32 protein-coding genes and 2 tRNA genes are annotated in these 26,780 nt (G+C 63.4%); 14 read left to right on the top strand and 20 right to left on the bottom strand.

From position 1 onward, the window contains the following. The first annotated feature begins 9 nt into the window (after positions 1–9). The 5 genes from MAFF_RS32410 to MAFF_RS32385 all read left to right on the top strand — a co-directional run bounded on the left by MAFF_RS32410 (position 10) and on the right by MAFF_RS32385 (position 3,645). Entirely contained in the window at positions 10–480 is a 471-nt protein-coding gene (locus tag MAFF_RS32410) for a siphovirus Gp157 family protein (protein ID WP_244420666.1), read from the top strand. Next, positions 480–1,499, top strand: coding sequence for a phage recombination protein Bet (gene bet, locus MAFF_RS32405; protein WP_044549956.1), 1,020 nt, complete (start codon positions 480–482; stop codon positions 1,497–1,499). The genes MAFF_RS32410 and bet overlap by 1 nt, the downstream gene beginning before the upstream one ends. A gap of 138 nt (positions 1,500–1,637) precedes the next feature. Next, on the top strand, positions 1,638–2,009 hold the full coding sequence (locus MAFF_RS32400) for a hypothetical protein (RefSeq protein WP_157866111.1): 372 nt from the start codon (positions 1,638–1,640) through the stop codon (positions 2,007–2,009). A 7-nt stretch (positions 2,010–2,016) separates the two neighbouring features. Further along, on the top strand, positions 2,017–2,403 hold the full coding sequence (locus MAFF_RS32395) for an HNH endonuclease (RefSeq protein WP_341872713.1): 387 nt from the start codon (positions 2,017–2,019) through the stop codon (positions 2,401–2,403). 216 nt (positions 2,404–2,619) lie between these two features. Further along, a complete protein-coding gene (locus tag MAFF_RS32385; RefSeq protein ID WP_244420665.1) occupies positions 2,620–3,645 on the top strand; it encodes a tyrosine-type recombinase/integrase in 1,026 nt (341 codons plus the stop codon). Positions 3,646–3,732: 87 nt separating this feature from the next. Here MAFF_RS32385 and MAFF_RS32380 read toward each other — a convergent pair. Both MAFF_RS32380 and MAFF_RS32375 read right to left on the bottom strand, forming a co-directional pair. Continuing rightward, a tRNA-Arg gene (locus MAFF_RS32380) sits at positions 3,733–3,809 on the bottom strand. A 46-nt stretch (positions 3,810–3,855) separates the two neighbouring features. Continuing rightward, entirely contained in the window at positions 3,856–4,161 is a 306-nt protein-coding gene (locus MAFF_RS32375) for an ETC complex I subunit (protein WP_044549950.1), read from the bottom strand. Between the two features lie 125 nt (positions 4,162–4,286). Here MAFF_RS32375 and MAFF_RS32370 point away from each other — a divergent pair. Beyond that, positions 4,287–4,363, top strand: a tRNA-Pro gene (locus MAFF_RS32370). Between the two features lie 21 nt (positions 4,364–4,384). Here the strand turns inward: MAFF_RS32370 and MAFF_RS32365 are convergent. Then, the gene (locus tag MAFF_RS32365) at positions 4,385–5,251 is read right to left on the bottom strand and encodes an NAD(P)H-binding protein (RefSeq protein WP_044551609.1); all 867 of its coding nucleotides are present in this window, start codon (positions 5,249–5,251) and stop codon (positions 4,385–4,387) included. A gap of 128 nt (positions 5,252–5,379) precedes the next feature. Between MAFF_RS32365 and MAFF_RS32360 the strand changes: the two genes are divergently transcribed. Then, complete coding sequence (locus MAFF_RS32360; RefSeq protein ID WP_010915255.1) at positions 5,380–6,282, top strand: LysR family transcriptional regulator; 903 nt, start codon at positions 5,380–5,382, stop codon at positions 6,280–6,282. Between the two features lie 155 nt (positions 6,283–6,437). After that, entirely contained in the window at positions 6,438–6,719 is a 282-nt protein-coding gene (locus MAFF_RS32355) for a hypothetical protein (protein ID WP_010915254.1), read from the top strand. A 284-nt stretch (positions 6,720–7,003) separates the two neighbouring features. On the opposite strand, the gene hdaA is transcribed toward MAFF_RS32355, so the two are convergent. The 3 genes from hdaA to MAFF_RS32340 are packed head-to-tail and all read right to left on the bottom strand — an operon-like array spanning position 7,004 to position 9,442. Further along, complete coding sequence (gene hdaA, locus MAFF_RS32350) at positions 7,004–7,708, bottom strand: DnaA regulatory inactivator HdaA (RefSeq protein WP_010915253.1); 705 nt, start codon at positions 7,706–7,708, stop codon at positions 7,004–7,006. Then, positions 7,705–8,913, bottom strand: a complete 1,209-nt coding sequence (locus MAFF_RS32345; RefSeq protein ID WP_044549935.1) for an AI-2E family transporter — start codon at positions 8,911–8,913, stop codon at positions 7,705–7,707. The genes hdaA and MAFF_RS32345 overlap by 4 nt, the downstream gene beginning before the upstream one ends. Next, complete coding sequence (locus MAFF_RS32340; protein WP_010915251.1) at positions 8,885–9,442, bottom strand: CDP-alcohol phosphatidyltransferase family protein; 558 nt, start codon at positions 9,440–9,442, stop codon at positions 8,885–8,887. Before MAFF_RS32340 ends, MAFF_RS32345 begins: the two co-directional genes overlap by 29 nt. Positions 9,443–9,647: 205 nt before the next feature. Between MAFF_RS32340 and purM the strand changes: the two genes are divergently transcribed. Genes purM through MAFF_RS32325 form a run of 3 tightly spaced genes read left to right on the top strand, consistent with a single transcriptional unit; the run spans position 9,648 to position 11,986 of the window. Further along, on the top strand, positions 9,648–10,757 hold the full coding sequence (gene purM, locus MAFF_RS32335) for a phosphoribosylformylglycinamidine cyclo-ligase (RefSeq protein WP_010915250.1): 1,110 nt from the start codon (positions 9,648–9,650) through the stop codon (positions 10,755–10,757). Next, positions 10,754–11,461 carry a phosphoribosylglycinamide formyltransferase gene (gene purN / locus MAFF_RS32330; protein ID WP_010915249.1) on the top strand — a complete coding sequence of 236 codons (708 nt, stop codon included), beginning with the start codon at positions 10,754–10,756 and terminating at the stop codon, positions 11,459–11,461. Before purM ends, purN begins: the two co-directional genes overlap by 4 nt. A 15-nt stretch (positions 11,462–11,476) precedes the next feature. Beyond that, positions 11,477–11,986, top strand: coding sequence for a SixA phosphatase family protein (locus tag MAFF_RS32325; RefSeq protein WP_044549931.1), 510 nt, complete (start codon positions 11,477–11,479; stop codon positions 11,984–11,986). Positions 11,987–12,032: 46 nt separating this feature from the next. Here MAFF_RS32325 and MAFF_RS32320 read toward each other — a convergent pair whose 3' ends face one another. From MAFF_RS32320 to MAFF_RS32305, 4 genes are all read right to left on the bottom strand, one after another. Then, complete coding sequence (locus MAFF_RS32320) at positions 12,033–12,272, bottom strand: DUF680 domain-containing protein (RefSeq protein ID WP_044549929.1); 240 nt, start codon at positions 12,270–12,272, stop codon at positions 12,033–12,035. 226 nt (positions 12,273–12,498) lie between these two features. Beyond that, positions 12,499–12,741 carry a DUF680 domain-containing protein gene (locus MAFF_RS32315; protein ID WP_010915246.1) on the bottom strand — a complete coding sequence of 81 codons (243 nt, stop codon included), beginning with the start codon at positions 12,739–12,741 and terminating at the stop codon, positions 12,499–12,501. Between the two features lie 386 nt (positions 12,742–13,127). Next, positions 13,128–13,355: a DUF680 domain-containing protein gene (locus MAFF_RS32310; protein WP_010915245.1), complete on the bottom strand. Its 228-nt coding sequence runs from the start codon at positions 13,353–13,355 to the stop codon at positions 13,128–13,130. A gap of 48 nt (positions 13,356–13,403) precedes the next feature. Continuing rightward, positions 13,404–13,607, bottom strand: a complete 204-nt coding sequence (locus tag MAFF_RS32305) for a DUF680 domain-containing protein (RefSeq protein ID WP_010915244.1) — start codon at positions 13,605–13,607, stop codon at positions 13,404–13,406. A 477-nt stretch (positions 13,608–14,084) separates the two neighbouring features. On the opposite strand from MAFF_RS32305, the gene MAFF_RS32300 reads away from it, so the two are divergent. Both MAFF_RS32300 and MAFF_RS32295 read left to right on the top strand, forming a co-directional pair. Next, the gene (locus MAFF_RS32300; RefSeq protein ID WP_010915243.1) at positions 14,085–14,756 is read left to right on the top strand and encodes a response regulator; all 672 of its coding nucleotides are present in this window, start codon (positions 14,085–14,087) and stop codon (positions 14,754–14,756) included. After that, positions 14,743–16,101: a sensor histidine kinase gene (locus tag MAFF_RS32295; RefSeq protein ID WP_010915242.1), complete on the top strand. Its 1,359-nt coding sequence runs from the start codon at positions 14,743–14,745 to the stop codon at positions 16,099–16,101. The genes MAFF_RS32300 and MAFF_RS32295 overlap by 14 nt, the downstream gene beginning before the upstream one ends. Before the next feature lie 10 nt (positions 16,102–16,111). Here MAFF_RS32295 and MAFF_RS32290 read toward each other — a convergent pair whose 3' ends face one another. From MAFF_RS32290 to MAFF_RS40170, 6 genes are all read right to left on the bottom strand, one after another. Then, positions 16,112–16,990: an ABC transporter permease gene (locus MAFF_RS32290; protein WP_010915241.1), complete on the bottom strand. Its 879-nt coding sequence runs from the start codon at positions 16,988–16,990 to the stop codon at positions 16,112–16,114. 11 nt (positions 16,991–17,001) lie between these two features. After that, positions 17,002–17,811, bottom strand: a complete 810-nt coding sequence (locus tag MAFF_RS32285; RefSeq protein ID WP_032929611.1) for an ABC transporter ATP-binding protein — start codon at positions 17,809–17,811, stop codon at positions 17,002–17,004. Between the two features lie 110 nt (positions 17,812–17,921). Further along, the gene (locus tag MAFF_RS32280; protein WP_420651625.1) at positions 17,922–18,878 is read right to left on the bottom strand and encodes an ABC transporter substrate-binding protein; all 957 of its coding nucleotides are present in this window, start codon (positions 18,876–18,878) and stop codon (positions 17,922–17,924) included. A gap of 262 nt (positions 18,879–19,140) precedes the next feature. Beyond that, complete coding sequence (gene dapB / locus MAFF_RS32275) at positions 19,141–19,917, bottom strand: 4-hydroxy-tetrahydrodipicolinate reductase (protein WP_044549925.1); 777 nt, start codon at positions 19,915–19,917, stop codon at positions 19,141–19,143. An 8-nt stretch (positions 19,918–19,925) separates the two neighbouring features. Next, the gene (locus MAFF_RS32270) at positions 19,926–22,019 is read right to left on the bottom strand and encodes an ATP-dependent helicase (RefSeq protein WP_010915237.1); all 2,094 of its coding nucleotides are present in this window, start codon (positions 22,017–22,019) and stop codon (positions 19,926–19,928) included. Between the two features lie 138 nt (positions 22,020–22,157). Beyond that, positions 22,158–22,331: a hypothetical protein gene (locus tag MAFF_RS40170; RefSeq protein WP_080511986.1), complete on the bottom strand. Its 174-nt coding sequence runs from the start codon at positions 22,329–22,331 to the stop codon at positions 22,158–22,160. 130 nt (positions 22,332–22,461) lie between these two features. Between MAFF_RS40170 and MAFF_RS40165 the strand changes: the two genes are divergently transcribed. Then, positions 22,462–22,608 (top strand): hypothetical protein, encoded by a 147-nt coding sequence (locus MAFF_RS40165; protein ID WP_164987067.1) that lies wholly within the window; start codon positions 22,462–22,464, stop codon positions 22,606–22,608. 42 nt (positions 22,609–22,650) lie between these two features. On the opposite strand, the gene MAFF_RS38485 is transcribed toward MAFF_RS40165, so the two are convergent. From MAFF_RS38485 to MAFF_RS32255, 4 genes are all read right to left on the bottom strand, one after another. Continuing rightward, positions 22,651–22,818 carry a hypothetical protein gene (locus tag MAFF_RS38485; protein ID WP_244420664.1) on the bottom strand — a complete coding sequence of 56 codons (168 nt, stop codon included), beginning with the start codon at positions 22,816–22,818 and terminating at the stop codon, positions 22,651–22,653. 293 nt (positions 22,819–23,111) lie between these two features. Further along, positions 23,112–24,272 (bottom strand): M20 aminoacylase family protein, encoded by a 1,161-nt coding sequence (locus tag MAFF_RS32265; protein ID WP_044551608.1) that lies wholly within the window; start codon positions 24,270–24,272, stop codon positions 23,112–23,114. 4 nt (positions 24,273–24,276) lie between these two features. Then, complete coding sequence (locus tag MAFF_RS32260; protein WP_010915232.1) at positions 24,277–25,509, bottom strand: Zn-dependent hydrolase; 1,233 nt, start codon at positions 25,507–25,509, stop codon at positions 24,277–24,279. Beyond that, the gene (locus MAFF_RS32255; RefSeq protein WP_044549921.1) at positions 25,506–26,714 is read right to left on the bottom strand and encodes a diaminopropionate ammonia-lyase; all 1,209 of its coding nucleotides are present in this window, start codon (positions 26,712–26,714) and stop codon (positions 25,506–25,508) included. The genes MAFF_RS32260 and MAFF_RS32255 overlap by 4 nt, the downstream gene beginning before the upstream one ends. Positions 26,715–26,780 lie beyond the last annotated feature (66 nt).

The following is a 26,780-nucleotide window of genomic DNA, read 5'->3' as shown; positions in this document are numbered from 1 at the left end:
GCCAAGCGGTTGCTCGCACAGCTGCAGGATGCGGGTCACGGCGGCGATACCGACCTGGCCGCTGACATCATCGAGGGGGAAACCTCACTGCACGAAACTGTCGCTGCCGCGATCGACCAGATCGACAACCTCGATGTCATGGTCATCGGCCTGAAGGCCAAAGAAGAGGCTTTCGCGGATCGCCGGAAGTCTATCGAGGCACGCGCTGAAAACCTTCGCGCGGCGATCGAGCAGGCGATGATCGCCGCGGAGCAGGTCAGTATCCCTCTGCCTTCGGCGACAGTGTTCATATCGAAGCGCAAGCCGGCACTGTTCGTCGAGAATGAGGCGGACATTCCGTCTGAATTCTTCGTGGAGCAGGAGCGGCCGGCTCCGAAGCTCGACAAGCGCGCGCTCGCGGCCGCCCTGGCAGGCGGTCGCAAGGTGCCAGGCGCTGCGCTCGACAACGGCACAGTCTCACTATCCATCAGGAGGAAATGATGAACGCGATCACGACATACACGCATTCGCCGCGCCAGTTGGCTCTAATCCAGAAGACGGTCGCCAAGGACTGCAACACCGACGAATTCAACCTGTTCGTCGAGGTTGCCCGCGCGAAAGGCCTAGACCCCTTCCTCGGTCAGATCATCCCGATGATCTTTTCGAAGGGCGACTCCAACAAGCGCAAAATGACGATCATCATTTCGCGCGACGGCCAGCGCGTCATAGCGCAACGCTGCGGTGACTATCGTCCGGCCAGTAAACCGCCGTCATATGAATTCGACGCCGAGTTGAAGAGCGAGACGAACCCGCAAGGCATCGTGTCGGCCACGGTCTATCTGTGGAAGCAGGATGCGAAGACTGCGGCGTGGTTCGAGGTCGCCGGGCAGTCCTATTGGGACGAGTTCGCACCGATCTCGTATCCCTACGACGCCTACAAGATGGTTGATACCGGAGAAACCTGGGAGGACAGCGGCAAGCCGAAAAAGAAGCGCGTTTTGCGCGATGGCGCGACACCGCAGTTGGACGATTCTGGCAACTGGTGTCGGATGCCGCGCCTCATGATTGCCAAGTGCGCAGAGATGCAGGCGCTGCGCGCCGGCTGGCCCGAGCAGTTCACCGGCCTCTACGATGAGGCCGAGATGGATCGCGCCAAAGTCTTGGAAATGGCAGCGTCTGAAATCGTCGCACATGAGCAGGAAGAAAACCGCCTGCGGCTTGTTGCCGGCAACGACGCCATCACGATGTCATGGGGCGACGGCTGGGCTTTGGAGAATGTGCCAGCCGGCGAGTTCATGGACCGCTGCTTGGCCTTCATCCGCGAAAGCGACCATCAGACCGTCGTCAAGTGGAACAGCGCCAACCGCGCCGGCCTCCAGCTCTTTTGGGCGAAGCATCCCGGCGATGCGCTCGAACTGAAGAAGGCCATCGAAAAGGCCAGCCGCGCGCCGGTCGAGATCGACCACATCGCCGACGCCGCGCGCCGCGAGATCGCACAACACCCCGTTTCCGCTGGCTGACCTCCAGCGATCCGGCGCGGCTGTGTCCGCGTACCGCGCCGGGGAACTCTTCAAGGAACGACCATGAGCAACAAATCTACGATTATCATGCGCCGGCGTGGCCACGTGCTGCATGCCGTCGCTCAATGGGAAGGCGATATGCTGGAAACGTTCCCCGAGGGCTGCGACCTCAACGTGACGGTTTCGCGCGCCAGGTCGCTCCGGCAGAACAACACCTATTGGGGTTTGCTGGCATGGGTGATCGAAAACGGCCCGGAATGGATCGGCAGAAAATGGCCCGAGGCTGACCACCTATCCGACGCGCTGCAGATAGACCTCGGCTATGTCCGGTACGTCGGTATGTTCGGGGGCGAGGTTCGCGCCTTCCCTGAATCCAAGTCGTTTCAGGAGATGCCCCAGGACAAGTTCAATCGCTATTTCACAGCTGCCCAAGGCCGCCTCACCGAAATGTGCAACTACGACCCGCTGCCGGTCTATTTGGCGCGCGGCCGCGAGCGGACGGCGGCATGACATGCCCATGATCGATGATCCAAACGGCGGCCGCAGCGTCAAGGAATGGATCGGCAAGACGCCGGATTCCGTGCCGCCGCCGACCGTCCGCGCCCGCATCTTCCTTCGCGCCGACGGCATCTGCCATATCAGCCAGCGGCCGATCGGCGCCGGCGAGAAATGGCAGCTTGAGCACGTCAAGCCGCTGTCGTTGGGTGGCGAGAACCGCGAAAGCAATCTGTGGCCCGCCCTGGTTGAACCACACAAGGCGAAATCTGCTGACGAAAACGCTTTGCGGGAAAAGGCCGATCGCGTCCGCGCCAAGCACCTCGGCGTCTATCCGAAATCGAAAGCTCCGATCCGGTCGCGCGGCTTCGCGCCGACCCGAGACGGCGTTGAGCGGAGAAAAGGATGACGCGAGCGCTCGCTCTTTCGCAACGCCAGGCCCAAACATTGCTGCGAGCGGCCGAGGCGGAGCGCGGGATTGTCGAAGTCAAGATAGGGTCGGCGGTTTTCCGCCTTATCCCCGCTAGTCTCGCACAGGCACCGAAGCCAGTTGACGACGATGATTCGCCCGAAGCCTTTGATACGCTGGACGAATATCTAGCGTGGAGAGACAGGAGCGGTGCTGGTGGCGCTTAAGGGCATCCACAAGGTCAAGCGCAAGCTGGCCGACGGATCGACGCGCGTCTACTACTACGCATGGCGCGGCGGCCCGAAGATTGAGGCAAAGCCGCACACTGAGGCCTTCGCCCTAGAATACGCTAAGCTCAAGGCGCTCGCGACACCCAAGATTGTCGAGACCCTTGAGACGCTGATTGATCGGTTCACCGGCCCGGAGGACAAGCGCAATCCTGATTTCCTGGCGCTAGCCGACACTACGCAGACGGATCACCTCTACGCCTTCCGGCTCATCAAGGAGAAATGGCCTAAGCTGCCGGTCAGGCTGACCCAGCAAAAGGGCATGAAAGCCGAAATCAGGAAATGGCACCGGAGCTTTGCTGCCAACCCGCGCAAAGCCGACAAGCTGCTGTTCTCGCTGTCCAAGGTGTTTTCCTACGCCGTCGCCGACGAACTGATCGACAAGAACCCCTGCACCGGCATCGAACGGCTGTACAACGGCTCACGGCGCGAATCGGTGTGGTCACAGGAGCAGATCAAGGCTTTCCGTGCCGGCGCGCCTGCTCACCTCCTGCTTGCCTTCGAAATGGCGCTGCACACCGGCCAGCGACAGGGCGATCTGCTTTCCCGATCCTGGAAGGACTATGACGGGATCTATCTTCAGTTCCGCCAGTCGAAGGGTGGCAAGAAGCTGAAGGTCCGCGTCCATTCGAAGCTGAAGGCGATGCTGGATGTCCTGGACAAGGACAAGATGCGCATCCTGCTCAACTCTCGAAAGCGGCCATGGACCAAGGACGGCTTCAAAACGTCGTGGGGGAAGGAGTGTACCCGCCTCCAAATCGAAGGCGTCACCTTCCACGATCTGCGTGGAACGTTCATCACTGAGCGGGCGCGGGAAGGATCGAGCGTCGAGGACATTGCGAAGATATCCGGCCACTCGATTTCAGAGATCAAATCCGTTCTGGAAAAGCACTACCTGGCCGACGATCAGGACGCCAGCGATGCGGTGATTCTGCGCATGGAACGGAACCCATGAGGAACGAAAACTGTAAAACGGTCTGTAAAACGGCCAGTTCCGGTTGGTCTTCCGGCCGCAATATGGCATCTAACCATTTGAAAACGTTGGCGATCCCGACAGGATTCGAACCTGTGACCATCGGCTTAGAAGGCCGGTGCTCTATCCAGCTGAGCTACGGGACCACTGGCCGGCCAAAGGGGCCGGCTGGATATCTGGCGCTGGCGCCGTTCAATGCGTCCAGGGCGTCCTGCGGTCATAGCGGAAATTCTCCGCATAGGAAATCTGGCGGCGCTTGGTCTCTTTGGGCTCCTCGACACGGAAGGCAAGGCCTTCCTTTTCGGCGTAAGCCACGGCCTCTTCGCGCGTCTCGAAGGTCAGCCTGATCTGGCTTCTCATGTCTCCCGACGTCGTATAGCCCATCAAGGGATCGATCTTCTTGCGCATCTCGGGGTCGAATTCCAGCACCCACTGGCCGGTCTTGGCCTTGCCGGACTGCATCGCGGTTTTGGCTGGGCTGAAAATGCGCGCGGACATGGCCACCTCATGGTTGTGGAAGGCAGCATCGCCGCCCCTTCGCCCGTCATTACTGCGCAATGCGCATGGCGGCAAGGTTTTTGCACTTGCCATGTAACACCGAAATGAATAGGCAACAGACCGTTCGGAGTGTAGCGCAGGCTGGTAGCGCATCTGGTTTGGGACCAGAGGGTCGGGAGTTCGAATCTCTCCACTCCGACCATCTTCTTCATAGCAATGTGATCTAGGCGCCCTCGCCCGCCACGAGAGCCTGAACCACGGTCGTGGCAGATATCGTGCCCTTGATCGTCCTCGCTTCGTCGGCGAATGCGATCCAGCCCTCGTTGAACCCGTCCAGCATGCGCATGCGGGGTTGTGGATTTCGCATGCCTTGCGAACGGAAAAGCGCCTCCCAGGTCTCGCGGGGTACCGGCACGGCGCGCACCGGTTTGCCGAGCACGGTCGTGAAGGCAGCGGCAAGGTCATCGGGCGATACACGCTCCGGGCCTTCCAGTTCGACGATGCGTGTGCCGCTCCAGTCCTGCTGGATGAGTGTTGCCGCCACCCGCCCGACATCCTCCGCGGCCACCATCGGCAGCGCCCTGCCCGTCGGCGCAAGGAAGCTGTGGATGAGACCGGCCCCGCGTGCCGATGAAACGTCCCAGGCGACATTGTCGAGGAACCAGGCGGGCCGCAGCAAGGTAAGGGCCAGCGGGAGCGCGCTCAGCGCGGTCTCCATCTTGGTGTGCTGTGACAGCAGATTGTCCTGGACCGCATCGGCGCCGACGGTCGACAGGCAGACGACCCTGGCCGGCTTGGCGGCCCTCAGCGCCGTCGCGACGCTGTCGATGACCGCTTGCGCTTCGGGATAGAAGGGCTCGGGATCAAACACCGGCGGCGGCAGGATGAACACTGCCGTTGCGCCCTTGAAAGCCTGCGTCAGCGCCTCCGCATCCTCCATGGTGGCGATCGCGACGTCGCAGCCGAGTGCCGCCCACTGCCGGCCTTTCGTGGCGTCGCGCACAATGGCGCGAACGGGCTGGCCCGCGGCGAGCAGCGCGCGTGCCATCGCGCCGCCGACTTTGCCGGTAATGCCGGTGATTGCATACATGATCCGTCTCCATTTTGTGGGTTCGCGCCTCTGCGGCACGGAATGGCGGATCTTTAACTCGACATCGACTGTTGCCGTGAGTGCCATTAAATCATATCATTGTTGATCTCAAATCAACGGACGAGCCAATGGCGTTCGACGGGCGTGTCATCTCCAATGTCGGCGTGCTGGCCGCGATCGCCGAAGGCGGCAGCTTTGCCCGGGCCGCCGACGCGCTCGGCCTGTCACGCTCGGGCGTCAGCCGCGCGGTCTCGCGTCTGGAGGCCCGCGTCGGCGTGCGTCTGCTCGACCGGACGACGCGCGCCGTGTCACTGACCGACGAGGGCCGCCGGCTTTACGCCGAGGTGGCGCCGTTGCTGACAGGCATAGAAGACGCAGTGACCGTCACCTCGGGCACATCGGTTGCGGTGCGCGGCCGGCTGCGCGTCAACGTCGACGCCTTCTTTTCGCGTCAGCTGTTCACGCCGCATATCAGCGAGTTCCTGTCGCTCTATCCGGATCTGTCGCTCGAGCTTGTCGCCAGGGACCAGTTGGGGGATCTGGTGGCCGAAGGGTTCGACATCGCCATCCGCTTTGGAACGCCGCCGGTGTCGTCGCTGGTGGTGAAGAAGCTCGTCGAGACCCGCACGGTGACGGTTGCCGCACCCGCCTATCTCACCGCACATGGCACTCCCACCATCCCCGCCGATCTTGTCGAACACGCCTGCATCCAGGTCCGCGATTCGCTGACCGGCCAGCCGATCGAGGAATGGCGGTTTCGGCGTGGCGCCGAGGTCGTCGATGTCAGGACGACGGGCCGCCTGATGGTCACCGAGTTCGGCACCATGCTCGGCGCCTGCCTCGACGGCGTCGGCATCGCCAGGATCAAGGCGATTGGCGTGCAGCACCTCATCCAACAAGGCGCGCTGGTCGAGGTGCTGCCGGATTGGCGCGGCGAGAGCTTTCCGCTTTACGCGCTCTACCCGTCGCGGCATTTGCCGCCGGCCAAGGTGCGCGCCTTCATCGACTTCGTGCAGTCACATCTCGGTTGAATAGGATCGCGGAACATTTGTTCGTCGGCGCGCCGCCCCGCCCTCTGCTCACAGCTTGCGTTTGCACAGCGTGATGCTTCGTCCACGTTTCACCATTTCAAGCTCGCATCCGTCGCCATGACCGGCTTACACTCCCGCCGACGGGGGGATGGTCGATGCTTGGGATCGATGCGTGGGTGTCGCTGTTCGGGCCAGCCTACTTTGCCTATGCGGGCGTGGCGGTTCCATTCATGGTGGCGTGGGCGATTGCTTGTGCGGCGCTGGCGGCATGGAACAATCGCGAGAGCCGCAGACTGGCCAGTATGGCCCCAGGCACCATCGCCTCCCGCTCCTGGCCTGTGAGCATCGGGATTTTTGTGGTGGTCGCAGCCTGCTACGTCACCGCTCATTCGGCCGTTTATCTGCTGGTCCGGCATTTCGTCAGAATGTGGCTCTGAGATCGGCCAAGCTTGCTTCGCAGGGACCATTGAATGGTCCATCTCAAGAGTTCTGATGGCGGTGTCGTTGGTTGGGTGGTCACCAGCGCGGCGCGGGCGGCCGCTCGATGCACCTGAAGGTAAGCTCGCCGGGCGAGAACCCCAAACTCATTCCCGGCGAGCCTACAACCTGATTTGGAACGTAATCAGGACCGGGGTTAGCCGGCAAGCTGGTGCAGCAAGATGGGTGCCAGTTGTTCTTTCCCAAAATGGGACACGCCCTGTTGCCGGTCGCCCGAGGCTTTCTAAATCTCGAACTCGCGCTGCCCCTCATCCATGGCGCTGACCGTTTCGGCGGCGAGCGCCCGGGTGATCGGCATCTTGCGCTCGAGCGCGGTGCGGTCCAGCCGCTCCACCACGCGCATGGCTGTCGCCAGCGAGCGCTCGATGCGCCGCACCAGATATTGCACGACATGCGGTTCGACCTCGACCTGGCGGTCGGCGAACAGCTTGGTGATGACACCGGCGAGCAGCAGGTCGTCGGGCTCGTGGATCTCGACCGTCGCCGCCGCCTTCAGCCGCGAGGCCAGATCGGGCAGCGATACGCCCCAGGCCGAGGGAAAACGCCGTGCGGTCAACAGCAACGTCGAGCCTGCGCCGCGCACCGCATTGATCAGATGGAACAGGCCTTGTTCGTCGACCGCGCCGGCATCGACATCGTCGATCAGCGCCGGCCGGGCGCCGAGACCGGCGATGCTGTCGCCGATGCGCCGTGCGTCGACGGCAACCGCGTTGGCGCGCGCACGCCAGATGGCGGCCAGATGCGTCTTGCCGGAACCGGCGGGACCTGCCAGCACCACCACCGGCGAGGGCCAGTCCGGCCAGCGGTCGACCAGCGCCGCCGCCTGGTTGTTGGTGCCGGAGACGACGAGTTCGTCGCGCGAATAGCCGGTGCCGTGGCCGAGATCGAGCGGCAGCTGGCGCGGCGGATCGGTTCGCTGGGCGGTCACTTCGAGCGACGCGGTTGGGTGCGGTGGCCGCCGCCGCGATCGGCCGGCAGCGGCGGCGCGGGCTCTGTCGCGTGGCCCTTGTAGAGCGGCGATTCGAGATAGCGGGCGATGGCGAAGCGCACCAGAACTGCGACTGCGGCGGAAGCCGGCACGGCAATCAGCAAGCCGACAAAACCGAACAGCGCGCCAAAGGCGAACAGGGCGAACATCAGCCACACGGGATGCAGGCCAACGCTTTTGCCGACCAACCTGGGCTGCAATATGTTGCCTTCGATGAACTGGCCGATGAAGAAGACCACGGCGACGGCGACGATCATCGTCCAGTCCGGCCAGAACTGGACGAAAGCGACGCCGACCGCCAGCACCAGCCCGGTCAGCGAGCCGACATAGGGAATGAAGGAGATCAGCCCGGCGAACAGGCCGATGAGGATGGCGAAGTTCAGCCCGGTCAGCGTCAGGCCGGTGGCATACATGGCGCCCAGCACCAGGCAGAGCGTGCCCTGGCCGCGCACGAAGCCGGCGGTCGCGGTGTTGATGTCGCGCGCAATGGCGCGCACGGTCGCGACATTGTCGCGCGGCACCCAGCTGTCGATGACCGCCACCATGCGGTCCCAGTCGAGCAGCATGTAGAAGGCGACGACCGGCGTCACCACGAACAGGCTGACCACCGAGACCAGCGCCACGCCCGAACTCCAGATCGAGGTGAAGACCGTGGTGAGCAGGCCGAAACCCGAGGTCAGCAGCGAGTTCAGCCCATCACGCAAGCCATTGGCGTTGACGCCGAATTTCTGCTCCAGCCATTTCGGATCAAAGGAGGTGATCAGGCTTTGCAGCCGGGTCAGGTACTCCGGCAGTTTGCCGGCGAAATCGGCCATCTGCGTCGCCAGCACCGGAATGAGGATGACAAAGGCCAGCACCAGCACAATGAGGAAGGTGATGAGGATGACCACCGTCGCCATGAAGCGGGACAGGCCGAGACGCTGCAGCCGATCGGCGACCGGATCGAGGAAATAGGCAAGCACCATGCCGGCGACGAAGGGCAGCAGGATGTTGCTGAACATATAGAGGAACAGCGCAAGTCCTGCGACGCCGGCCACCCAGAAGGAGATCTGCCGGCGGAACGCGGAGGCCGCGGCAAGATCGGCAGCCGCGGCCTCGATCACCGCCGCTTCTTCCTCAGATTTCCGGATTGGAGCCTTCGCCATAGCCGCTCATATGCCTCAGCCAAGCCACGAGATAGGCTGCGGCCGAAGCCACGGTCAAGACCCCGGACAGCAATATGAGGGCTGGCCGCAGCGGGTCGAGGTGCAGGGCAAAGGCAAGCTCGCCCAGCACAACCGCCGCCAGCACGATCTGGATGGCTGTATTGGCCTTCGACACCAGGAAGGGCTTTATCTCGACCGGATGCGCCATAACCGTGGACAACAGAACCGCGCAGACGATCAGCGCATCGCGCGACACCATGGTGACGACCAGCCACAGCGGCAATTGCCCGATGAAGCCCATGACGACGAACACCGAAACCAACAGTAGCTTGTCGGCCATCGGATCGAGATAGGCACCGAGTTCGGACTGCTGGTTGAAACGGCGGGCGATGAAACCGTCGACGCCATCCGACACGCCGGCAATGACGAAGCCGGCAAAGGCCCAGTCCCAGCGCGCCTGCAGCATGGCCAGCACCACGGCAGGCACCAGGAGAAGGCGCAGGATGGTGATCAGGTTGGGGATGGTCAATGCATTGTCCCGCCATGCGCTGTTTCGAGATAGATGAAGGAGATGGAGAGCCGCCACAAGGGACAGTCCGTTCCAGGCGCGAGCGCCAAACCCGACGCCATTCTATCCACGCTTTTGTCAGGTCAAATGGCGCTCGGCTCCGCCGATATCCTTGCGGACCGAAACCGTTCATGCGAAGAGCCCGCAAACGAGCAGGAAAATTGCGATGAGCAAGCGCGACACAAGCCAGCCCAAAACGGGCCAGCCCAAGACGAGCAAGCGCAGGAACGGGCTCACCTATGCCGAGGCCGGCGTCGATATCGATGCCGGCAATCTCATGGTTGAAAAGATCAAGCCGCTGGTGCGCGCCACGCGCCGGCCGGGCGCGGATGGCGAGATCGGCGGTTTCGGCGGGTTGTTCGACCTCAAGGCGGCCGGCTTCACCGATCCGGTGCTCGTCGCGGCCAATGACGGCGTCGGCACCAAGCTCAAGATTGCCATCGATGCCGGCAAGCACGACACGATCGGCATCGACCTCGTCGCCATGTGCGTCAACGATATTGTCGTGCAGGGCGCCGAACCGCTGTTCTTCCTCGACTATTTCGCTACCGGCAAGCTCGATCCCGACCAGGGTGCGGCGATCGTCGGCGGCATCGCCGAAGGCTGCCGGCAAGCCGGCTGCGCGCTGATCGGCGGCGAGACGGCGGAAATGCCCGGCATGTATCATGGGAATGACTATGACCTCGCCGGCTTTGCCGTGGGGGCGGCCGAACGCGGCCAGCTTTTACCCACCGACGACATCGTCGAGGGCGACGTGCTTTTGGGTCTTGCTTCCTCGGGCCTGCATTCGAACGGGTTTTCGCTGGTGCGCCGCATCGTCGCCGCCAGCGGCCTGGCGTGGAGCGATCCGGCGCCGTTCAACGACGAGGCGACGCTGGCCGAGGCGCTGCTCGAACCGACCCGCATCTACGTCAAGTCCATCCTGAAGGCGATCCGCAACACGCATGGCATCAAGGCGCTGGCTCACATCACCGGCGGCGGCTTCCCGGAAAACATTCCGCGCGTGCTGCCCAAGGATTTCTCGGCCGAGCTCGATCTCGAAGCCATCGACGTGCCGCCGGTGTTCTCGTGGCTGGCCAAGACCGGCGGCGTGGCGCCGGAAGAAATGATGCGCACCTTCAATTGCGGCGTCGGCATGATCCTGGCGGTCGCTTCCGGCCAGGCGGCGCAGGTCGCCGCCGTGCTGCAGGAAGCTGGTGAGACGGTAACGCCGATCGGCCGCATCGTGCCCCGCCGCGACGCCGGCGTCATCTATCGGGGCTCGATCGGCCTATGAGCAGGAAACGCACAGTCGTCCTGATCTCGGGACGCGGTTCCAATATGACCGCGCTGATCGCCGCGGCCAGCGACCCGGCCTTCCCTGCCGAGATCGTCGGCGTCATTTCCGACAAGGCCGATGCCGCCGGCCTCGGCATCGCCAAGGCGCGCGGCATCGCCACGCAGGTCATTGCCCGCGCCGACCATGGCAGCAAGCAGGCGCATGACGCGGCGATCGACGCGGCACTCACCGCCTTCAATGCCGAGATCGTGGCACTGGCCGGCTACATGCGCATCCTCTCCTCCGGCTTCGTCCAGAAATGGCAGGGCCGGATGATCAACATCCACCCTGCCCTGCTGCCGGCCTTCAAGGGCCTCGACACCCATGTGCGCGCGCTGGCCGCCGGCCTGCGCATCCATGGCTGCACCGTGCATTTCGTCACGTCGGAGATGGACGACGGACCGATCATCGCCCAGGCGGCCGTGCCGGTGATGGTCGGCGACAATGCCGATACGCTGGCGGCCCGGGTGCTGAAGGCCGAGCATCGGCTCTATCCGCTGGCGCTCGGGCTGGTCGCCGAAGGCAAGGCGCGCATGGTGGCCGGGCGCACGGTGCTCGCCCACTTTGCCGACGATGCCGACAACGCCACCTCGGTGGTGATGGCGCCCGATCCGCTGCGCGAGGAAGCCGATCTGGAACATCTGGCGCGGATTACGCCCTGAGCCGAGAGCGTGGCGATGAAACAGCTTCTTCTCCTGCGCCACGCCAAGTCGAGTTGGGACGACCCTGCACTCGATGATTTCGACCGGCCGCTGGCGCAACGCGGATTGAAGGCGGCCAAATTGATGGGGCGGGAGCTTGCGGCGCGCGACTGGCTGCCGGATCAGGTGCTGGTGTCGTCGGCGCTGCGCACGCGCGACACCTGGCGGCTGGTCGCCGCGGAATTGCCGGCGCATCCCCGGGTCGTGTTTGCCGAAGCGCTCTACGAGGCATCGGCCGCGGACATTCTGAGCCAGATCCGCAAAGTCGACCCATCAAGCGGCTGCCTGGTGGTGGTTGGCCACAATCCGAGCCTGGAGGATCTGGCGAAACAGCTTGCCGGATCAGGCTCGGAGGCCAAGGCCTACAAGAGGCTCGAGGAAAAGTTCCCCACGGCAGCCATCGCTCGCTTTGTGTTCGACGGCGACTGGTCTGGCCTGTCGGTCGCACGACTGACGCATTGCCTGTGCCCGAAGGATCTGAGCTAGCCGTCCTGCCGGGCATGCGGCGGGCAAGCCCGCCGCGAACGAAACCTCAGTTGCCCCAGATACCCTGGCCGGGTTCCGGCCAGTCGGTGGTGGTCTTCGTCCCGGTATCGGCTGCCTTGTGCCCGGCCATATCGGTGTTCATGACCGCGCCGGTGGCGGCATGATCCACGCCGGCAATCGAGGCAACCGGCTGGTTGGCGTTGTCGGAGCCGTAATGGTCACTGCCGGCAAAGGCGCCGCCGGTCGCAAGGAGGATGGCTGATATAACGAGAGCGATCTTGTTCATTTCAATCTCCTGTCTCATCCGTTGGGCGGCGTCTTGGGAGGACGGTTCCGCTGGAAATGAGACCCGAGGCCATCCGGTTTTATTCCTGGAGGTGGAAGCTTTTCCGCTGGCTGCGAAGACCCGGCGGGTCGAACCGATGCCAACCCGTGCCTGCCCTGCCACGCAAAAAACAAGAGCGGCGGGTCAAACCCACCTCTTTGTCATCGAGGCCTGCTCGAGCGTCGGCTCAGTTGCCCCAGATCCCCTGGCCGGATTCCGGCTGGACTGAATCGGGCGTCAGCTTGAAGCCATGATGCTCGACCGGCTTGCGGATCGAAGCCGTGTGGCTGCGGTCGATATTGTCCGGATTGCCCGCGCGCGTGGTGACGGCCGGCTGATTGACATTGTCCGAACCGTAATTGTCGCTGCCGGCGAAGGCGCTGCCCGTGGCAATGAGGATGGCAGCAGCGGTAAGTGCGATCTTGGTCATTTTCTTACTCCAGTATTCCTAAGTCCTGTCCGTCAAGTGGCGTGCCCTTGGGAGGAATTTCGCGTCGCTCGGACAGGCTGGAAGTGGGTTTTCGTTTGCCGACTTCCAATCACGAAGATGTTCCATCACGCGCCGGATCCAGACCTTGAATTTTGGCAAATGGATCAAGCGACAAAAATTTTATTGATAAATATCATATGGTTATTGGAAATCACCATTGCACGTTAATGGCGATTTGCGGAGCCGGCGTCGACCGTCCGCTCACGGTTCGTCAACATTATTTGAACCAATCGGTTCGATTTCGGATTGGTACGATCGCATGCATAAAAAACAAGAGCGGCGGGCCAGGCCCACCGCTCTTTGTCGTCTTCCGGGGATTGAAGGAATTAACGGCCCCAGATGCCCTGACCCGACTGAGCCGGCACGTTGGCATTGGCGTCGCCCTGTGTCTTTACGGACTTCGCGATCGAACCAGTATGCGTGGTGTCGATGTTGGAGGTTGACTGGCTGGCAACCGGCTGATCGACGTTGTTGGAGCCATAGTTGTCGCTGCCGGCGAAAGCGGTGCTCGTGGCAACGAGGATGGCGGCGGCGGTGAGAGCGATCTTGGTCATTTTAAGTACTCCTGAATTCAAAATTGGATTGACGTCGGCAGTCGCGATTTAGCGGCCGAAGAGGTTGCGGTCAGCGCCCTGCGGAGCCTGGGCCTGGACGGTTGCCGTCGACTTCGACGTCGAAGCGGTGACCGAATGGTCGACAGCGGCGGCGGGCTGGTTGACGTTGCTGGAGCCATAGTTGTCGCTGCCGGCGAAAGCGGTGCCCGTGGCAACGAGGATGGCAGCGGCGGTAAGGGCGATCTTGGTCATTTTCTTACTCCAGTATTTATCTGTCCTGTCCGTCCAGTGGCGTGCCCTTGAGAGGAATTTCGCGTCGCTCGGACCACCCCGAAGTAAGGAATGCCTTTTGGGATTGCCAGTCGCATCGGCTTTGCAGAATTTCCTTATATTATAGACAATGCATATTGCATTGCAGCAATTTCAACTCGATTTATACAATAATTTCAGTATATTAGGTCCCGCGCCTCCAACAAAATCGAAGCGCTTTTGGGGGCCATTGTTCACTGTTTGCGGTACAATCTGTCAATCAGAACCGAACCGTTCGGTTCGATTTGTGGCGGAAACTGATCGATTTGAAGCTGCGAGGATACGCTTTCGCGCCCCGCCAAGACCGTATTTGTCTTGCGTTGAGATCGATACTGTCGCTCATTCAGGAGAGATCAGGAGTGCCGCGGCCATCAAGCTTGGGTGTTCCGATGGGGAGATGGGATCCGGACTGTCATAGATATGCGACTGCTGCTTGTTGAGGACAATCGCGAACTGGCCGACTGGTTGGGCAAGACCTTGCGCCAGGCGAATTATGTGGTCGACATCGTCCATGACGGCGAGGATGTCGAGCATGCGCTGGCGGCGGGCGACCATGCGCTTGTCATCCTCGACCTGGCGCTGCCGAGAATGAGCGGCCTGGAGGTTCTGCGCACGCTGCGGGCGCGCGGCAACCGGGTGCCGGTGATCGTGCTGACCGCCAATGCCAGCCTCGACGGCAGGGTCAAGGGCCTCAATGAAGGCGCCGACGACTATCTGGCCAAACCATTCCAGATCGAGGAGCTCGAGGCCCGTATCCGGGCACAGTTGCGCCGCGCCAATGACCGCACCGCGCCCGTCGTTGCCTGCGGCGATCTCGTCTTCGACACCAACACAAGGCTGTTTTCGCTGGCCGGCGAACCACTGGCGCTCACACCTCGCGAACATGCGGTGCTGGAGCAATTGATGGTGAAGGCCGGGCGCACGGTGAGCAAGGCAGCACTTTCGGCGGCGATCTATGACTTCGAGACCGATGCCGACCCCAGCGCCATCGAGATCTATGTGCATCGCGTGCGCAAGAAGCTCGAAGGGTCGCGGGTCCAGATCGCCACCTTGCGTGGCCTCGGCTACCTCTTGCGACATGAAGATCAATAGCCTCCGCCTGCAATTGTTGGCATGGGTGGTGCTGCCGCTGGCCGGACTCGCCACCATCAACCTGTGGACCAGCCATGGCAGCGCGCTGGCCACCGCCAACCTGGTCACCGACCGAATGCTGCTCGGCTCGGCGCGGACCATCGCCGAGCAGGTCGCCATGAACGACGGCGTGCTCGATGCCACGATACCGCCGGCTGCGATCGAGATGTTCGATACGGGCGACCGCGACAGCGTCTACTACCATGTCAAGACTGCCAGAGGGCGGCTTCTGACCGGCTATCCCAATCTGCCGGAGGCATTGACGCCGTCCAGCACCGAGGCAACCTATCGCGACCACCGGTTGCGGCTGCTTACCTTCAGCCAGGGTGTGGTCGGCGCCGGCGAGGATTCGCCGATATCAGTTACCGTCGGCGTCACCCTTGCCGGACATGACGCGATGGTACGGCGTCTCTGGTTTGGCGCCTTTGCCCAGCAGTTGGCGCTGGTGGCGATCGCAGGCCTCTTCGTGCTCCTTGGCCTGCATCGGGGCCTGGCGCCGCTCATCAGGCTGCGCGACGCGGTGCGTTCGCCGAACCGCAGCGACCTCGACCCGGTCGAAGTGCCCGGCGCCCAAAGCGAAATCCGCCCGCTGATCGATGCGCTCAACGCCTATATGGCACGCGTGCGGGCCCAGATGGCGTCGCAACGCCGCTTCGTCGCCAACGCCGCGCACCAGTTGCGCACGCCGCTGGCATTGCTGTCGACGCAGGCGAGCTACGCGCTGCGAGAAACCGTCCCCGATGCCCGCCACGAGGCGCTGGTGGCCTTGCAGGCAAGCTCCGGCCGCCTGGCGCGGCTTGCCGAACAACTGCTGACCCTGTCGAGGGCCGAGCCGGGCAGCCGACGGCCGCGCGCCGACCGTGTCGACCTAACCGAAGCGGCCCGCCAGGTTCTGGAAACCCATGCGCCGATCGCCGTCAGCCGCAACGTCGATCTCGGCCTCGAGGAGGCCGGCCCCGTGCCGGTCATCGGCGACGGCACCATGCTGCGCGAAATGATCGTCAACCTCGTCGACAATGCGCTGCGCTACTCCTCGTCAGGCGGCAGCGTCACGGTGAGGCTGGCGGCCGTCGACGGCGAAGCCGTGCTGACGGTCACCGACGACGGGCCTGGCATTCCGGTGGATGAGCGGGATCACGTGTTCGAACGCTTCTACCGCATCGCCGGCTCGACCGAGGAAGGCAGCGGGCTGGGGCTCGCCATCGTGCGCGAGGTCGTCGAAAACGCCGGCGGCCGCGTCACCCTGCGGGATGGCGCGGCCGGCGGTTTGGTGGTTGACGTGAGGTTGCCACTGGCAAGCAGCTAGCCCATGTCGCTCACTGCGTCTCGTTCAACGGCTGGGGACGCCATTTCGCCAAGCGGTCCTCGACCATGGTCATCAGATATTCGGCGCCAAGCGCCACCACCATGACGATGACGATCGCGGCATACATGCCCGCGGCGTCAAACGATCCCTTGGCGATATTGATCAGCAGGCCGATGCCATAGCGCGAGCCGACGAATTCGCCGACGATCGCACCGATGATGGCGAAGCCGAAGCTGACATGCAGGCTGGCGAAGATCCAGCTCATCGCCGAAGGGACGATCACCGAGCGCGTCAACTGCCAGTTGGAGGCCCCGAGGATACGGGCATTGGCAATCATTGCCCTGTCGGCCTCCCGCACGCCCTGGAATGCATTGTGGAAGACGACGAAGAAAACCATGACAAAGGCAAGCGCCACTTTCGAAGCGAGGCCAAGGCCGAGGATCATGATGAAGATCGGCGCCAGAACCACGCGAGGGATGGAATTGACCACCTTGATGTAGATGGAGAAAATGTCGGCGGCCATCCGGTTGCGACCGAGCGCGACGCCGATGATGATGCCGGCTACCGAGCCGGTCACGAAGCCAATGACCGCCTCCTCCATGGTAACATAGAGATGATACCAGAGCGGCCCCTCGGACGTTCCTTCCGTCGTCCATTCATAGAGCCGCTGCGAGATCGCGCTCGGCATTGCGTAGAAGAACGGATCGATCCACGCCAGGCGCGCGGCAATCTCCCACAGGCCGAGAAAGGCGACCAGGATGGCGACCCGCCAGAATATAACTGTGCGGCGGCGGCGCTGCGATGCCCTTGCCGCAGCCGCTTCGATTTCCGCGTCTGACGTGCCGGGCTTGAACGCCCCTGCCCTGATGTCGATGGCGGCATCTGTCATGGCGTTCCTCCTCAGGCTGCCGCGCGTGCATAGCTGGTCTCGACCTCTTCCTTGAGGTCGGCCCAGATGGTGCGCGAGTAATCGATGAAGCTTTGTTCGTAACGGATGTCGGCGACGACGCGCGGGCGCGGCAGGTCGATAGGGTAGACCGACTTCACGGTGGCCGGCCCGGCGGTCAGGACATATACCTTGTCGGCCAAGGCAATCGCCTCTTCCAGGTCATGGGTTACGAAGACCACGGAAGCCTTTGCTTCGGACCAAAGGCGCAGCAGCTCCTCGTGCATCAGCACGCGGGTCTGCACGTCAAGCGCTGAAAACGGCTCGTCCATGAGCAGGATGTCCGGACCGTTTATGAAAGTCTGCGCCAGCGCCACACGCTTGCGCATACCGCCTGAAAGCTGGTGCGGATAGTGCTGCTCGAATCGCGACAGGCCGACGCGCGCCAGCCAGTCTCGCGCCGAAGCCATGGCTTCGGACTTCGCCTTGCCGCGAAAGAGCGGACCAGCCATCACGTTGTCGATCACGGTCCGCCAGGGGAACAGGGCGTCGGTCTGGAAAACAAAGCCGATGCGCGGGTCTATCCCCTTGACCGGCGCGCCCATGACACGAACCTCGCCGGCACTTGGGCTTGCCAGCCCCGTCACGAGGTTGAGGGTGGTGGATTTTCCGCAGCCGGTCGGGCCGACAACGGCGACGAATTCGCCGCGCTGCACGGTCATGGTGAAGTCGCGCAGCGCCGTCAGCGATTTGCCGGTTGGCGAGAGAAAGCGACGGCTGACGTTGATCAGTTCGATCGCCGGTGCATTTTTTTCAATAGCCATGGTGGAACTCCTGGATAAGAGCAGACGCCCGCCGTCGGCCCCAAGGCCGCCGGAGGTGAAAAAACTGACGGGTACCGGCGCGATGTCGTTCATCGCGCCGGCACGGTCTGCTACTTGGCGTTCTTGACGAATTCCGAGGTGTAGGTCTTCGCAAGGTCAATCTGCTTGCCCTGCAGTTCCTTCTTGAAGGCTGAAAGAACCGTCAGCACTGTCTCAGGTCCACCCTCGGGCATGATCCCGTCGGGAGTGAACATCGCCTTGCCGGCATCGAGGGCCTTCACGTAGCCTTCCTTGTCGCCGACATAATAGTCCTTCGGCATCTTGTCGGCGATCTCGGCGCCACTGTGCGTGTTGATGAACTTCTGTGTCTTGACGAAAGCATTGGCCAGCTTCTGCACGATGTCCTTGTGCGCTTCGACCCAATCTGTCTGCATATAGAGGGAGGCGGCCGGGTAGGTGCCGCCGAGAGCGGCCTTGGTACCTTCCATCGTGCGCATGTCGATAAGGACTTTGGCCTCACCAGTCTTCAGCAGCCGCGTGATCGTCGGCTCGGTCGTCATGCCCGCCTGGATCTTGTCCTGCTGCATGGCGGCAATGAAGGTGTTGCCGGCGCCGACTGGAACCGAGGTGAATTCGCCGAGCTTCAAACCGTTCTTGACGGCAAGATATTCCGTAAGAAAATTCGTCGATGAGCCTAGGCCGGTCACGCCGAGGCTCATGCCCTTGAAGTCGGCGGGTGATTTGATCTCGGGATGTTTGGTCGAAACCAGCTCGACCTCTCCCGGCGCCTGGCTGAACTGGACGACGGATTCGACGAATTTGCCCTTGGCCTGCAGATCGATGCAGTGATCATAAAAGCCGACAACTCCTTGCACGGCACCGGCAAGCATCTCGTTTTCGGCGTCGACCCCGGCCGGCTCATTCAGCAACTCGACGTCGAGACCCTCGTCCTTGAAGTAACCGAGTGCTTCGGTCAGTTTGGCTGGCAGGTAAATCTGCTTCTCGTAGCCGCCGACCATGATGGAAACTTTGTCGGCGGCGTGTACGGACGGCGCTGACAAGGCCATGGTGGCGACGAGTGCGGTTGTGGCGGCTGAATCAAGCAGAATTCGCGCGAGCGACATGGCCTCTTCCCTTTGTTCGTTTCCCGCGCCCCTCTCTCTCCCATCGCTTTTGAGCGACAATATGGGGGCGCCGGACAAGAGTTATGGCACCAACCTTTCATCCAGCTTTCAAGGTGAAGCCGAAAATGACGGCAAGGCTTACGGATCAGTAAGCCGCGGCCGGCGGGCAGTCGCGGCGCCGTGAAAAATGTACGCCGCGCCAGGTTCAGCGGTCAAACCCAAGCACGTCGCGCATATCGTATTCGCCGGGCGGGCGTCCCGACACCCAGAGTGCCGCGGCGATGGCGCCACGGGCGAACATGATGCGATCGCCGGCAGCGTGCGACAAGGTAACAAGCTCGCCTTCGGCACAGAAGCTGACGCTGTGTTCGCCGACGATGCTGCCCCCGCGAACCACCGCAAAGCCGATCTCGCCGGGCGGCCGCGCGCCGGTGACGCCGTCGCGGACGCGCCTTGCGACCGCGTCCAGTTCGGCGCCGCGTCCACCGGCGACGGCCTGTCCCAGCATCAATGCGGTGCCCGACGGCGCGTCGATCTTGTGGCGATGATGCGCCTCGAAAATCTCAGCGTCCCAATCTTCGGGCGCGAACGCTCTCGCCGCCTGCTCGACCAGTCCGACCAGCATGTTGAGCCCGAGCGAAAAACTGCCGGAGCGGACGATGGGAACTGTTTTCGCGGCATCCGCTATATCAGCCAGTTCGGCGGCATCGAAACCGGTAGAGCCGATCACCAAAGCGGGACCGCCCCGGTTTGCGCTAACCCTCGCCAGATCGGCCGAGGCCGCCGGCGTGGTGAAATCGATCACCACATCGGCCATGGCAAGCGCCTCGTCGCGGCTCACCAGCCCGTCGCCGACACTATCTGGGCGGTGAAAGCGGGCGGCAAGTGCCAGCCGCGGATCTGCCTGCACAGCCTCCACCATCTGGCGGCCCATGCGGCCCAGCGCCCCGGCGATGGCGATCCTGATCGGCGGTTGCGCCATGATTTCAGCTATTTCCACATGCCGCGCATGCGCGCGCCGATGTCGACGCGCACGTCCGGCCGAGGCGCCCTGCCCTGTGCCGCCTGTGCGCCCGGCCACGACATCTGCTGGAACGCGGAGAGGATCGAGGCGGGGATGAAGCGGGTGCGCGAGGCGTAGAGGTGACGGTCGCCGCGCGCGGCCTGGCCATGCGGAAAGAAGCGCTGCGGCATGACCAGGTTGAGGCTGTCCTTGGCCCGCGTCATTGCCACATAGAGCAGCCGGCGCTCCTCCTCGATGTCCTCCTTGGTGCCGACGCCGAGATCGGCCGGAATGCAGCCATCGACGGTGTTGAGCACGAAGACGTTCTTCCACTCCTGGCCCTTGGCCGAGTGGATGGTCGAGAGAATCAGATAGTCCTCATCGCGATGCGGCGGTCCAGCCTGGTCGCTGGTCGCATCCGGCGGATCGAGCGTGAGTTCGGTCAGGAAGCGTTCGCGCGAGGCGTAGCCCGAGCCGATCTGCTCCAGCTGCAACAAGTCGGCGCGGCGTGTGATGGCATCCTCATGGATGCGTTCCAGATGCGGCTCGTACCAGAGCCTGACCTGTTCGAGATCGGCCGGCCATTTGGCGCCGGCCCGCAGGCCCGAATAGAGCGAGACGAAGCCCGGCCAGTCGTCCGCCGCGCGTTGCGGCGGCCGCCAGCCGGCCAGCCCCATCGCCTCGTCAAGCGCCGTCGTCATCGTCTCGACGATCTGCGCGGCGGCGGAAGGGCCAATGCCCGGCATCAGTTGCAGGACGCGAAAGCCGGCGACGCGGTCGCGCGGGTTTTCGGCGAAACGCAGCACCGCCAGCACATCCTTGACATGGGCGGCATCGAGGAATTTCAGGCCGCCGAATTTGACGAAGGGAATGTTGCGCCGCGTCAGTTCGATCTCCAGCGGCCCGCTGTGGTGCGAGGCGCGAAACAGCACTGCCTGCGATTTCAGTGCCGTACCGGCCTCGCGCTCGGCGAGGATGGTATCGCAGACAAAGTTTGCCTGCTCGACCTCGTCGCGGACGCTCACCAGCCTTGGCTTGTCGGTGGATTTGCGCTCCGACCAAAGGTTCTTGGTGAAGCGCTCCGAGGCCTCGCCGATCACTGCATTGGCAGCGGCCAGAATGGTTTCCGTCGAGCGGTAATTGCGCTCCAGCATCACCACATCGGCTGCCTGCGCGAACTGCCGGGGAAAATCGAGAATGTTGCGCACCTCGGCGGCGCGGAAGGAATAGATCGACTGCGCATCGTCGCCGACCACCGTCAGCCCGGCGCCATCGGGTTTCAGCGCCATCAGGATCGAGGCCTGCAGGCGATTGGTGTCCTGATACTCGTCGACCAGCACATGGTCGAAACGCGAACCCAGATGCTCCGCGATCTCCGGCTCGGCCGTCATCTGCGCCCAGTAGAGCAGCAGGTCGTCGTAATCGAGCACGTTCTGCGCCTGCTTGGCTTCGACATATCCGGCGAACAATTGCTTCAACTGCTCGGCCCAGCCGGCACACCAGGGAAAGGCGGAACCAAGCACTTCATTGAGCGGCGCCTGCGCGTTGACGGCGCGCGAATAGATGGCAAGGCAAGTGCCCTTGGTCGGAAAGCGCGCTTCGGTCTTCGAGAAACCCAGCTCGTGGCGCGCCAGGTTCATCAGATCGGCGGAATCTTCGCGGTCGTGAATGGTGAAGGCCGGGTCGAGGCCGATCTCCAGCGCATAGTCGCGCAACAGCCGGGCGCCGATGCCGTGAAAAGTGCCGGCCCAGGTCAGCGCATCGGTGATGACCGCGGCGTCGCGGCCGAGCACCTCGCCGGCGATGCGCTCGACACGTTTCGCCATTTCGGATGCGGCGCGCCGCGAAAAGGTCATCAGCAGGATGCGGCGCGGGTCGGCCCCCTTGACGATCAGATGGGCGACGCGATGCGCCAGCGTGTTGGTCTTGCCCGAGCCGGCGCCGGCAATGACCAGCAACGGCCCTGCGATCTTGCCGTCGCCATGCTCGACGGCCTGGCGCTGGGCGTCGTTCAGCCGCGCGAGATAGGCGGGCGCGACGGCCGATTCCAAAAAGGTCGAATCATGGGCGGCGAGGTTCATCGCCCATCAAGCATCGTTTCCGCTTTGTTCGCAACACCGAAGCGCCCCGACGGACCCTTAGCTTTGACGCAATTCCCAAGGGCGAACGCTACAGGCCTTTCCCGGGGAACATCGCATCACACTTTTCCTGCAATAGCCCTACCGCCGGGGATCGACGCCCATGGCCGCCGATTGGCGGCGCAGAGCATCGCGGTCACTTCTCGGTGCAGGCAGCAACAGGGGATCGACGTCGCCGGGCACGTCGTCGATCATCTTGCGCGCAAGGCGATACGCGAGAAAGGCAAAGGCGCCTGTCAGAAACAAACGGATCATGCTGCGGTCTCCTCTAAAGGACACCAACCGAAGGCATGGCTTTTTGTTCCATCACGCGAAGGTCGCAACCAATGCGAAATTGCCTCGTTTTTGAGATTGGCTGCTCATTGTGAGATTGGAGGCGATAGCGATGAAAAAACTAGGATTAGCCCTTGTCCTGCTGGTTTTGGCTGTCTCGGCCTGCGACAACAAATTGCCACCGACCAAGGCTCCTGGTGCAGAACAAAGCTCCTATGCCAGCAATCCCGTCATGAGCACGGAGACTGTCGGCAACTAAGATCATCCCAGAAAACCTCACTGCATTGCCGCGATGCATCCTTCAAGCCAGGCGGAACTTGGCATTGCGCAGTTCGTGGCCGGCTTCCTGGCGCTGCTGACGGCCTCGCGATGGAGACGCCATGTGAGGTTTCTTTCGAGTTCGGCGATGCGCGCGCACCTGCCGCGCCTCGTCCTGACGCAACGCCTTTATCCAGTTCTGCCCGCGCATCCGTCTTCCCGCAAACACCCGAAAACCCGCAGCTTTCCATGCCAGAAAGACGCTAACTTCCCGCAAGTGCGAATATTCTAAATTTAATGAATGCTAATTTAGAAGAGGGTCGGCGCAACGAAGAAGGCCGGCGCCGCTTGGGAGGAGAAGGCGCCGGCCAAGCGGATAAATCAGGTCCGCCGCACCATGCAGGGTACCTGAGTCTTGCCTCTGCGTCATGCGGGATCGCGGATTTCGGCCCTTTCCGAGCGTTTTCCACCGGCAAAAGCGTGCCGAAGAGGGTTCGTCGCCGGTCAAATTCCGAGCCGTTGCCTGGCGATGGCGGCATGGAAACCGGCGCCGAACACCAGCCCATCATCATTGAAGTCATAGCTGGAATTGTGCAGCGGCGCCGAGGCCTCACCATTGCCGAGGAAGACGAAGCAGCCCGGCACGTGATCGAGGAAGCGGGCAAAATCCTCCGACGCCGTCATCGGCTCGCGGGCAACCGCGATATTGCGAGGATCGAAGACTTTTTTGGCGGCGGCGAAGGTGGCCTCGACCAGTTCGGCATCATTGTGCAAGGGCACGAATTCCCTGGTGTAATTGACCTCGGCGGTCACATTGTAGGCGGCCGCGGTGCCCTCGGCGATGGTGCGCATCTGGCGTTCGATCTCCGCGCTGACCTCGGGGCGGAAACTGCGCGCGTCGCCGAGGATGCGGGCAAGACCGGGCAGTGCATTGCGGGTGCCGTCGGTGATCAGTTCGGTCACCGAAACCACCGCTATGTCGGCCGGGCTCAGGCGGCGCGAGACGATGGTCTGCAGGTTCGTGACCAGCGCGCAGGCGGCGATCAGCGTTTCATTGCCCGAATGCGGCCGCGCCGCGTGGCCGCCGAGCCCCCTGAGCATGATCTCGAAATTATCCTCGGCCGACATTATGGGACCGGCGCGGGTCTCGAGGTGTCCGACGGGAAGGCCGGGCATGTTGTGCAGGCCAAATATCTCGTCGAAGGGGAAGCGCTGCATCAGGCCATCGTCGATCATGGCCAGCGCACCCCTGCCCCACTCCTCGGCCGGCTGGAAGATGAAGCGCACGGTGCCGTCGAAACCACCCTCGCTCGCCAGCAGCTTTGCCGCGCCAAGCAGCATGGCGGTGTGGCCATCATGGCCGCAGGCGTGCATCACGCCCGGATTGCCGGAGCGGTAGGGTGCGCTCGATTGCTCCGATATGCGCAGGGCATCCATATCGGCCCGCAGCGCAATGGCGCGATTGCCGCTGCCGCGCTTCAATGTGCCGACGACGCCGGTGCCGCCGACACCCTCTGCGACATCGTCCAGACCGAATTCGCGCAGCTTGGCGGCGACGAAGGCCGCGGTGCGTTTCTCCTCGAAGCCGAATTCGGGGTGCGCGTGCAGGTCGCGCCGCCAATCGGTCATCTCGCGCTTCAGCATTTCTGGATCGAGTTCAGCCATTTCTTCAGCCTTCGAGCTCGGCGAGTTCAGCGACCACATCAAGCAGGATGTTGGCGCCGGCAACAAGCTCGGCATCCTCGGTGTGTTCGCGCGGGCTGTGGCTGATGCCTCCGGCGCTCGGCACGAAGATCATCGCCGCCGGCGCGATGCGCGCGATCATCTGCGCGTCATGGCCGGCGCCCGAGGTCATGCGCCGCGAGGCAAGCCCGCGCTTCCTGGCTGCGGCCTCGATCAGTTCGACGACCCGCCCGTCGAAGACAACCGGCTCGAAGCGGGCCAGCCGCTCGACCGACACGGTGATGCCCTCGGCGGCAAGTCGCTCCAGAAAGGCGGCCAGCGCCGCCTCCTGCGCCTGCAGGCGCTGCTCGTCAGGATCGCGCAGGTCGACCGTGAAGACGGCGCGCGATGGGATGACATTGATGGCATTCGGCTCGAAGCGCATCGTGCCGACGGTGGCAACGGTCGGCGCGTTGGAGGCCGCTGCAAGGTCATGCAGGAAGGTGACCACGCGTGCCGCGGCGTATCCGGCGTCGCAGCGCATCGACATCGGCGTGGTGCCGGCATGGTTGGCGACGCCATCGAGGGTGATGCGCTGCCAGGAGATGCCTTGCAGGGTTTCCACCGCGCCGATCGGAATGCCTTCGCGTTCCAGGACCGGTCCCTGCTCGATATGCAGTTCGAGATAGAGGTGCGGCTTGAGGAAGCCGGGTTCGCGCTCGCCGGCATAGCCGATGCGAGCGAGTTCCTGCCCGAGCGTGCTGCCGTCGGTGCCGACAGCGGCGAGCGCGGCCTCGACATCGACGCCGCCGGCATGGACCAGCGAACCCATCATGTCGGGAGAGAAGCGCACGCCCTCCTCATTGGTGAAGGCCGCGACGGCAAGCGGGCGCGACGGCGAGAGGCCGGACGCCTTCAGCGTCTCGATCACCTCCAGCCCGGCAAGCACGCCGTAGCAGCCATCATAGATGCCGGCGTCGATGACGGTGTCGATATGCGAGCCGATAAGCAGCGGCGCCTCGCCCGCATTGCCGGCATTTTGCCAGATGCCGAAAATGTTGCCGATGCGGTCGATGGCGACATCGAGACCGGCCTGGCGCAGCCAGCCGACGAAGAGGTCGCGGCCCCACCCGTCGGTGTCGGAGGCCGCCAGCCGGGTCAGCCTGCCCTCCCCGTCGCGGCCAACGGCGCCGAGTTCGCGGATTCGGCCAAGCAGGCGCTGCGCGTCGACCGCGATCACGATGTTGCCTCGGCGGCGAGCTTGCCGGCCAGCACATCGGCCGGGCTCAAGCCGACCAGTTCGGCATAGCGATGCGGGTCGGTGGCACCTTCGGTGTTGATCACCAGCACGCGGGATTTGCCGTCGAGGCCGAGATCGGTCCTGTTCTCGGCCATCGCCCGGATCAGTCCGGCAAGGCCGACGCCGCCACTCTCGCCGGCAACGATCACCGGATCGCTGCCGGCCGGTCGTGCCAACCGCCGCATCACCGCGACGGCGTCGTGCTCGTCCACGGTCATGAAGGCGTCGGCGACGCGCGCCAGCACGCGCCAGGCGACCTGCGAGGCTTCATAGCATTCAAGCATGGCCATGACCGTCGGCTGATCGTGCGCCACCTTGACCACATGCCCTGCCCGGGCAGCCGCGACAATGCAGGCCGCGCGCGCCGGCTCGACGACGATGAAGGTTGGCCTGGCGTCGCCAAGCACGATGGCGAGGTGGCCGGCCACCGCGGCGGCGATGCCGCCGACGCCGGCCTGGACGAAGACGTGGGTTGGCGGTTCGCTGAGCTGGCGCAGTGCTTCGCGCACGATCGCCGTATAGCCCTGCATCACCAGGCCGGGGATGCGCTCATAACCCGGCCACGACGTATCCGACACCACGCTCCAGCCCTTCTCGGCCGCGACCTGCGCCGCTTGCCTGACCGAATCGTCATAATTACCGTTGACGCGAACCATCTCGGCGCCGTAGCGGGCGATTGCCGAGATGCGCTCGTCGCTGACGCCGGCATGGACAAAGATCACGGCCCTGGCGCCGGCAAGCTCGGCGCCTTGCGCGACAGAGCGGCCGTGATTGCCGTCGGTGGCGCAGGCAAAGGTCATCTTTGCGGCGACCGAGCGAACATCGGCACGATCGAGATCCTCGACATCGACAGGGCGGCCAAGGCGCTTGCCTGCCTCTTCCAGCACAAGACGGAAGACAGCATAGGCGCCACCCAACGCCTTGAAGCTGCCGAGGCCGAGACGAAAGCCCTCATCCTTGACGTGGATGGTGCCAACTCCGAATTCCCTCGCCAGCGCCGGCAGCGCGCACAGCGGCGTCATTGCGTGATTGTCACGATGGGCCAGAAAGCGCTCGACCGTGTCGGCGCCCGCGATCCCGAGGGTTTCGGCATCGGCGGCATCAAGCGGCTTGCCGTGCAAGGCATTGCGATTGGGCAGGAACACTGGCGGTCTCCTTGGCAGTCAGCGAGACCATATTGCAGGACAGACGCAAAGAGCGCTGTAATTGGA

This window comes from Mesorhizobium japonicum MAFF 303099, assembly GCF_000009625.1.
Taxonomy (GTDB): domain Bacteria; phylum Pseudomonadota; class Alphaproteobacteria; order Rhizobiales; family Rhizobiaceae; genus Mesorhizobium; species Mesorhizobium japonicum.
Note: the sequence above shows the minus strand (reverse complement) of the source record. Positions and strands in the feature narration are given on the sequence as shown.

Coding starts and splice junctions, on each gene's coding strand:
- bet (WP_044549956.1), top strand. CDS start 480: ATGAACGCGATCACGACATACACGCATTCGCCGCGCCAGTTGGCTCTA.
- MAFF_RS32400 (WP_157866111.1), top strand. CDS start 1,638: ATGCTGGAAACGTTCCCCGAGGGCTGCGACCTCAACGTGACGGTTTCG.
- MAFF_RS32395 (WP_341872713.1), top strand. CDS start 2,017: ATGATCGATGATCCAAACGGCGGCCGCAGCGTCAAGGAATGGATCGGC.
- MAFF_RS32375 (WP_044549950.1), bottom strand. CDS start 4,161: ATGTCCGCGCGCATTTTCAGCCCAGCCAAAACCGCGATGCAGTCCGGC.
- MAFF_RS32365 (WP_044551609.1), bottom strand. CDS start 5,251: ATGTATGCAATCACCGGCATTACCGGCAAAGTCGGCGGCGCGATGGCA.
- MAFF_RS32360 (WP_010915255.1), top strand. CDS start 5,380: ATGGCGTTCGACGGGCGTGTCATCTCCAATGTCGGCGTGCTGGCCGCG.
- MAFF_RS32355 (WP_010915254.1), top strand. CDS start 6,438: ATGCTTGGGATCGATGCGTGGGTGTCGCTGTTCGGGCCAGCCTACTTT.
- MAFF_RS32345 (WP_044549935.1), bottom strand. CDS start 8,913: ATGGCGAAGGCTCCAATCCGGAAATCTGAGGAAGAAGCGGCGGTGATC.
- purM (WP_010915250.1), top strand. CDS start 9,648: ATGAGCAAGCGCGACACAAGCCAGCCCAAAACGGGCCAGCCCAAGACG.
- purN (WP_010915249.1), top strand. CDS start 10,754: ATGAGCAGGAAACGCACAGTCGTCCTGATCTCGGGACGCGGTTCCAAT.
- MAFF_RS32325 (WP_044549931.1), top strand. CDS start 11,477: ATGAAACAGCTTCTTCTCCTGCGCCACGCCAAGTCGAGTTGGGACGAC.
- MAFF_RS32320 (WP_044549929.1), bottom strand. CDS start 12,272: ATGAACAAGATCGCTCTCGTTATATCAGCCATCCTCCTTGCGACCGGC.
- MAFF_RS32315 (WP_010915246.1), bottom strand. CDS start 12,741: ATGACCAAGATCGCACTTACCGCTGCTGCCATCCTCATTGCCACGGGC.
- MAFF_RS32310 (WP_010915245.1), bottom strand. CDS start 13,355: ATGACCAAGATCGCTCTCACCGCCGCCGCCATCCTCGTTGCCACGAGC.
- MAFF_RS32305 (WP_010915244.1), bottom strand. CDS start 13,607: ATGACCAAGATCGCCCTTACCGCCGCTGCCATCCTCGTTGCCACGGGC.
- MAFF_RS32300 (WP_010915243.1), top strand. CDS start 14,085: ATGCGACTGCTGCTTGTTGAGGACAATCGCGAACTGGCCGACTGGTTG.
- MAFF_RS32295 (WP_010915242.1), top strand. CDS start 14,743: ATGAAGATCAATAGCCTCCGCCTGCAATTGTTGGCATGGGTGGTGCTG.
- MAFF_RS32290 (WP_010915241.1), bottom strand. CDS start 16,990: ATGACAGATGCCGCCATCGACATCAGGGCAGGGGCGTTCAAGCCCGGC.
- MAFF_RS32285 (WP_032929611.1), bottom strand. CDS start 17,811: ATGGCTATTGAAAAAAATGCACCGGCGATCGAACTGATCAACGTCAGC.
- MAFF_RS32280 (WP_420651625.1), bottom strand. CDS start 18,878: ATGGCCTTGTCAGCGCCGTCCGTACACGCCGCCGACAAAGTTTCCATC.
- dapB (WP_044549925.1), bottom strand. CDS start 19,917: ATGGCGCAACCGCCGATCAGGATCGCCATCGCCGGGGCGCTGGGCCGC.
- MAFF_RS32270 (WP_010915237.1), bottom strand. CDS start 22,019: ATGAACCTCGCCGCCCATGATTCGACCTTTTTGGAATCGGCCGTCGCG.
- MAFF_RS40170 (WP_080511986.1), bottom strand. CDS start 22,331: ATGATCCGTTTGTTTCTGACAGGCGCCTTTGCCTTTCTCGCGTATCGC.
- MAFF_RS40165 (WP_164987067.1), top strand. CDS start 22,462: ATGAAAAAACTAGGATTAGCCCTTGTCCTGCTGGTTTTGGCTGTCTCG.
- MAFF_RS38485 (WP_244420664.1), bottom strand. CDS start 22,818: ATGCGCGGGCAGAACTGGATAAAGGCGTTGCGTCAGGACGAGGCGCGG.
- MAFF_RS32265 (WP_044551608.1), bottom strand. CDS start 24,272: ATGGCTGAACTCGATCCAGAAATGCTGAAGCGCGAGATGACCGATTGG.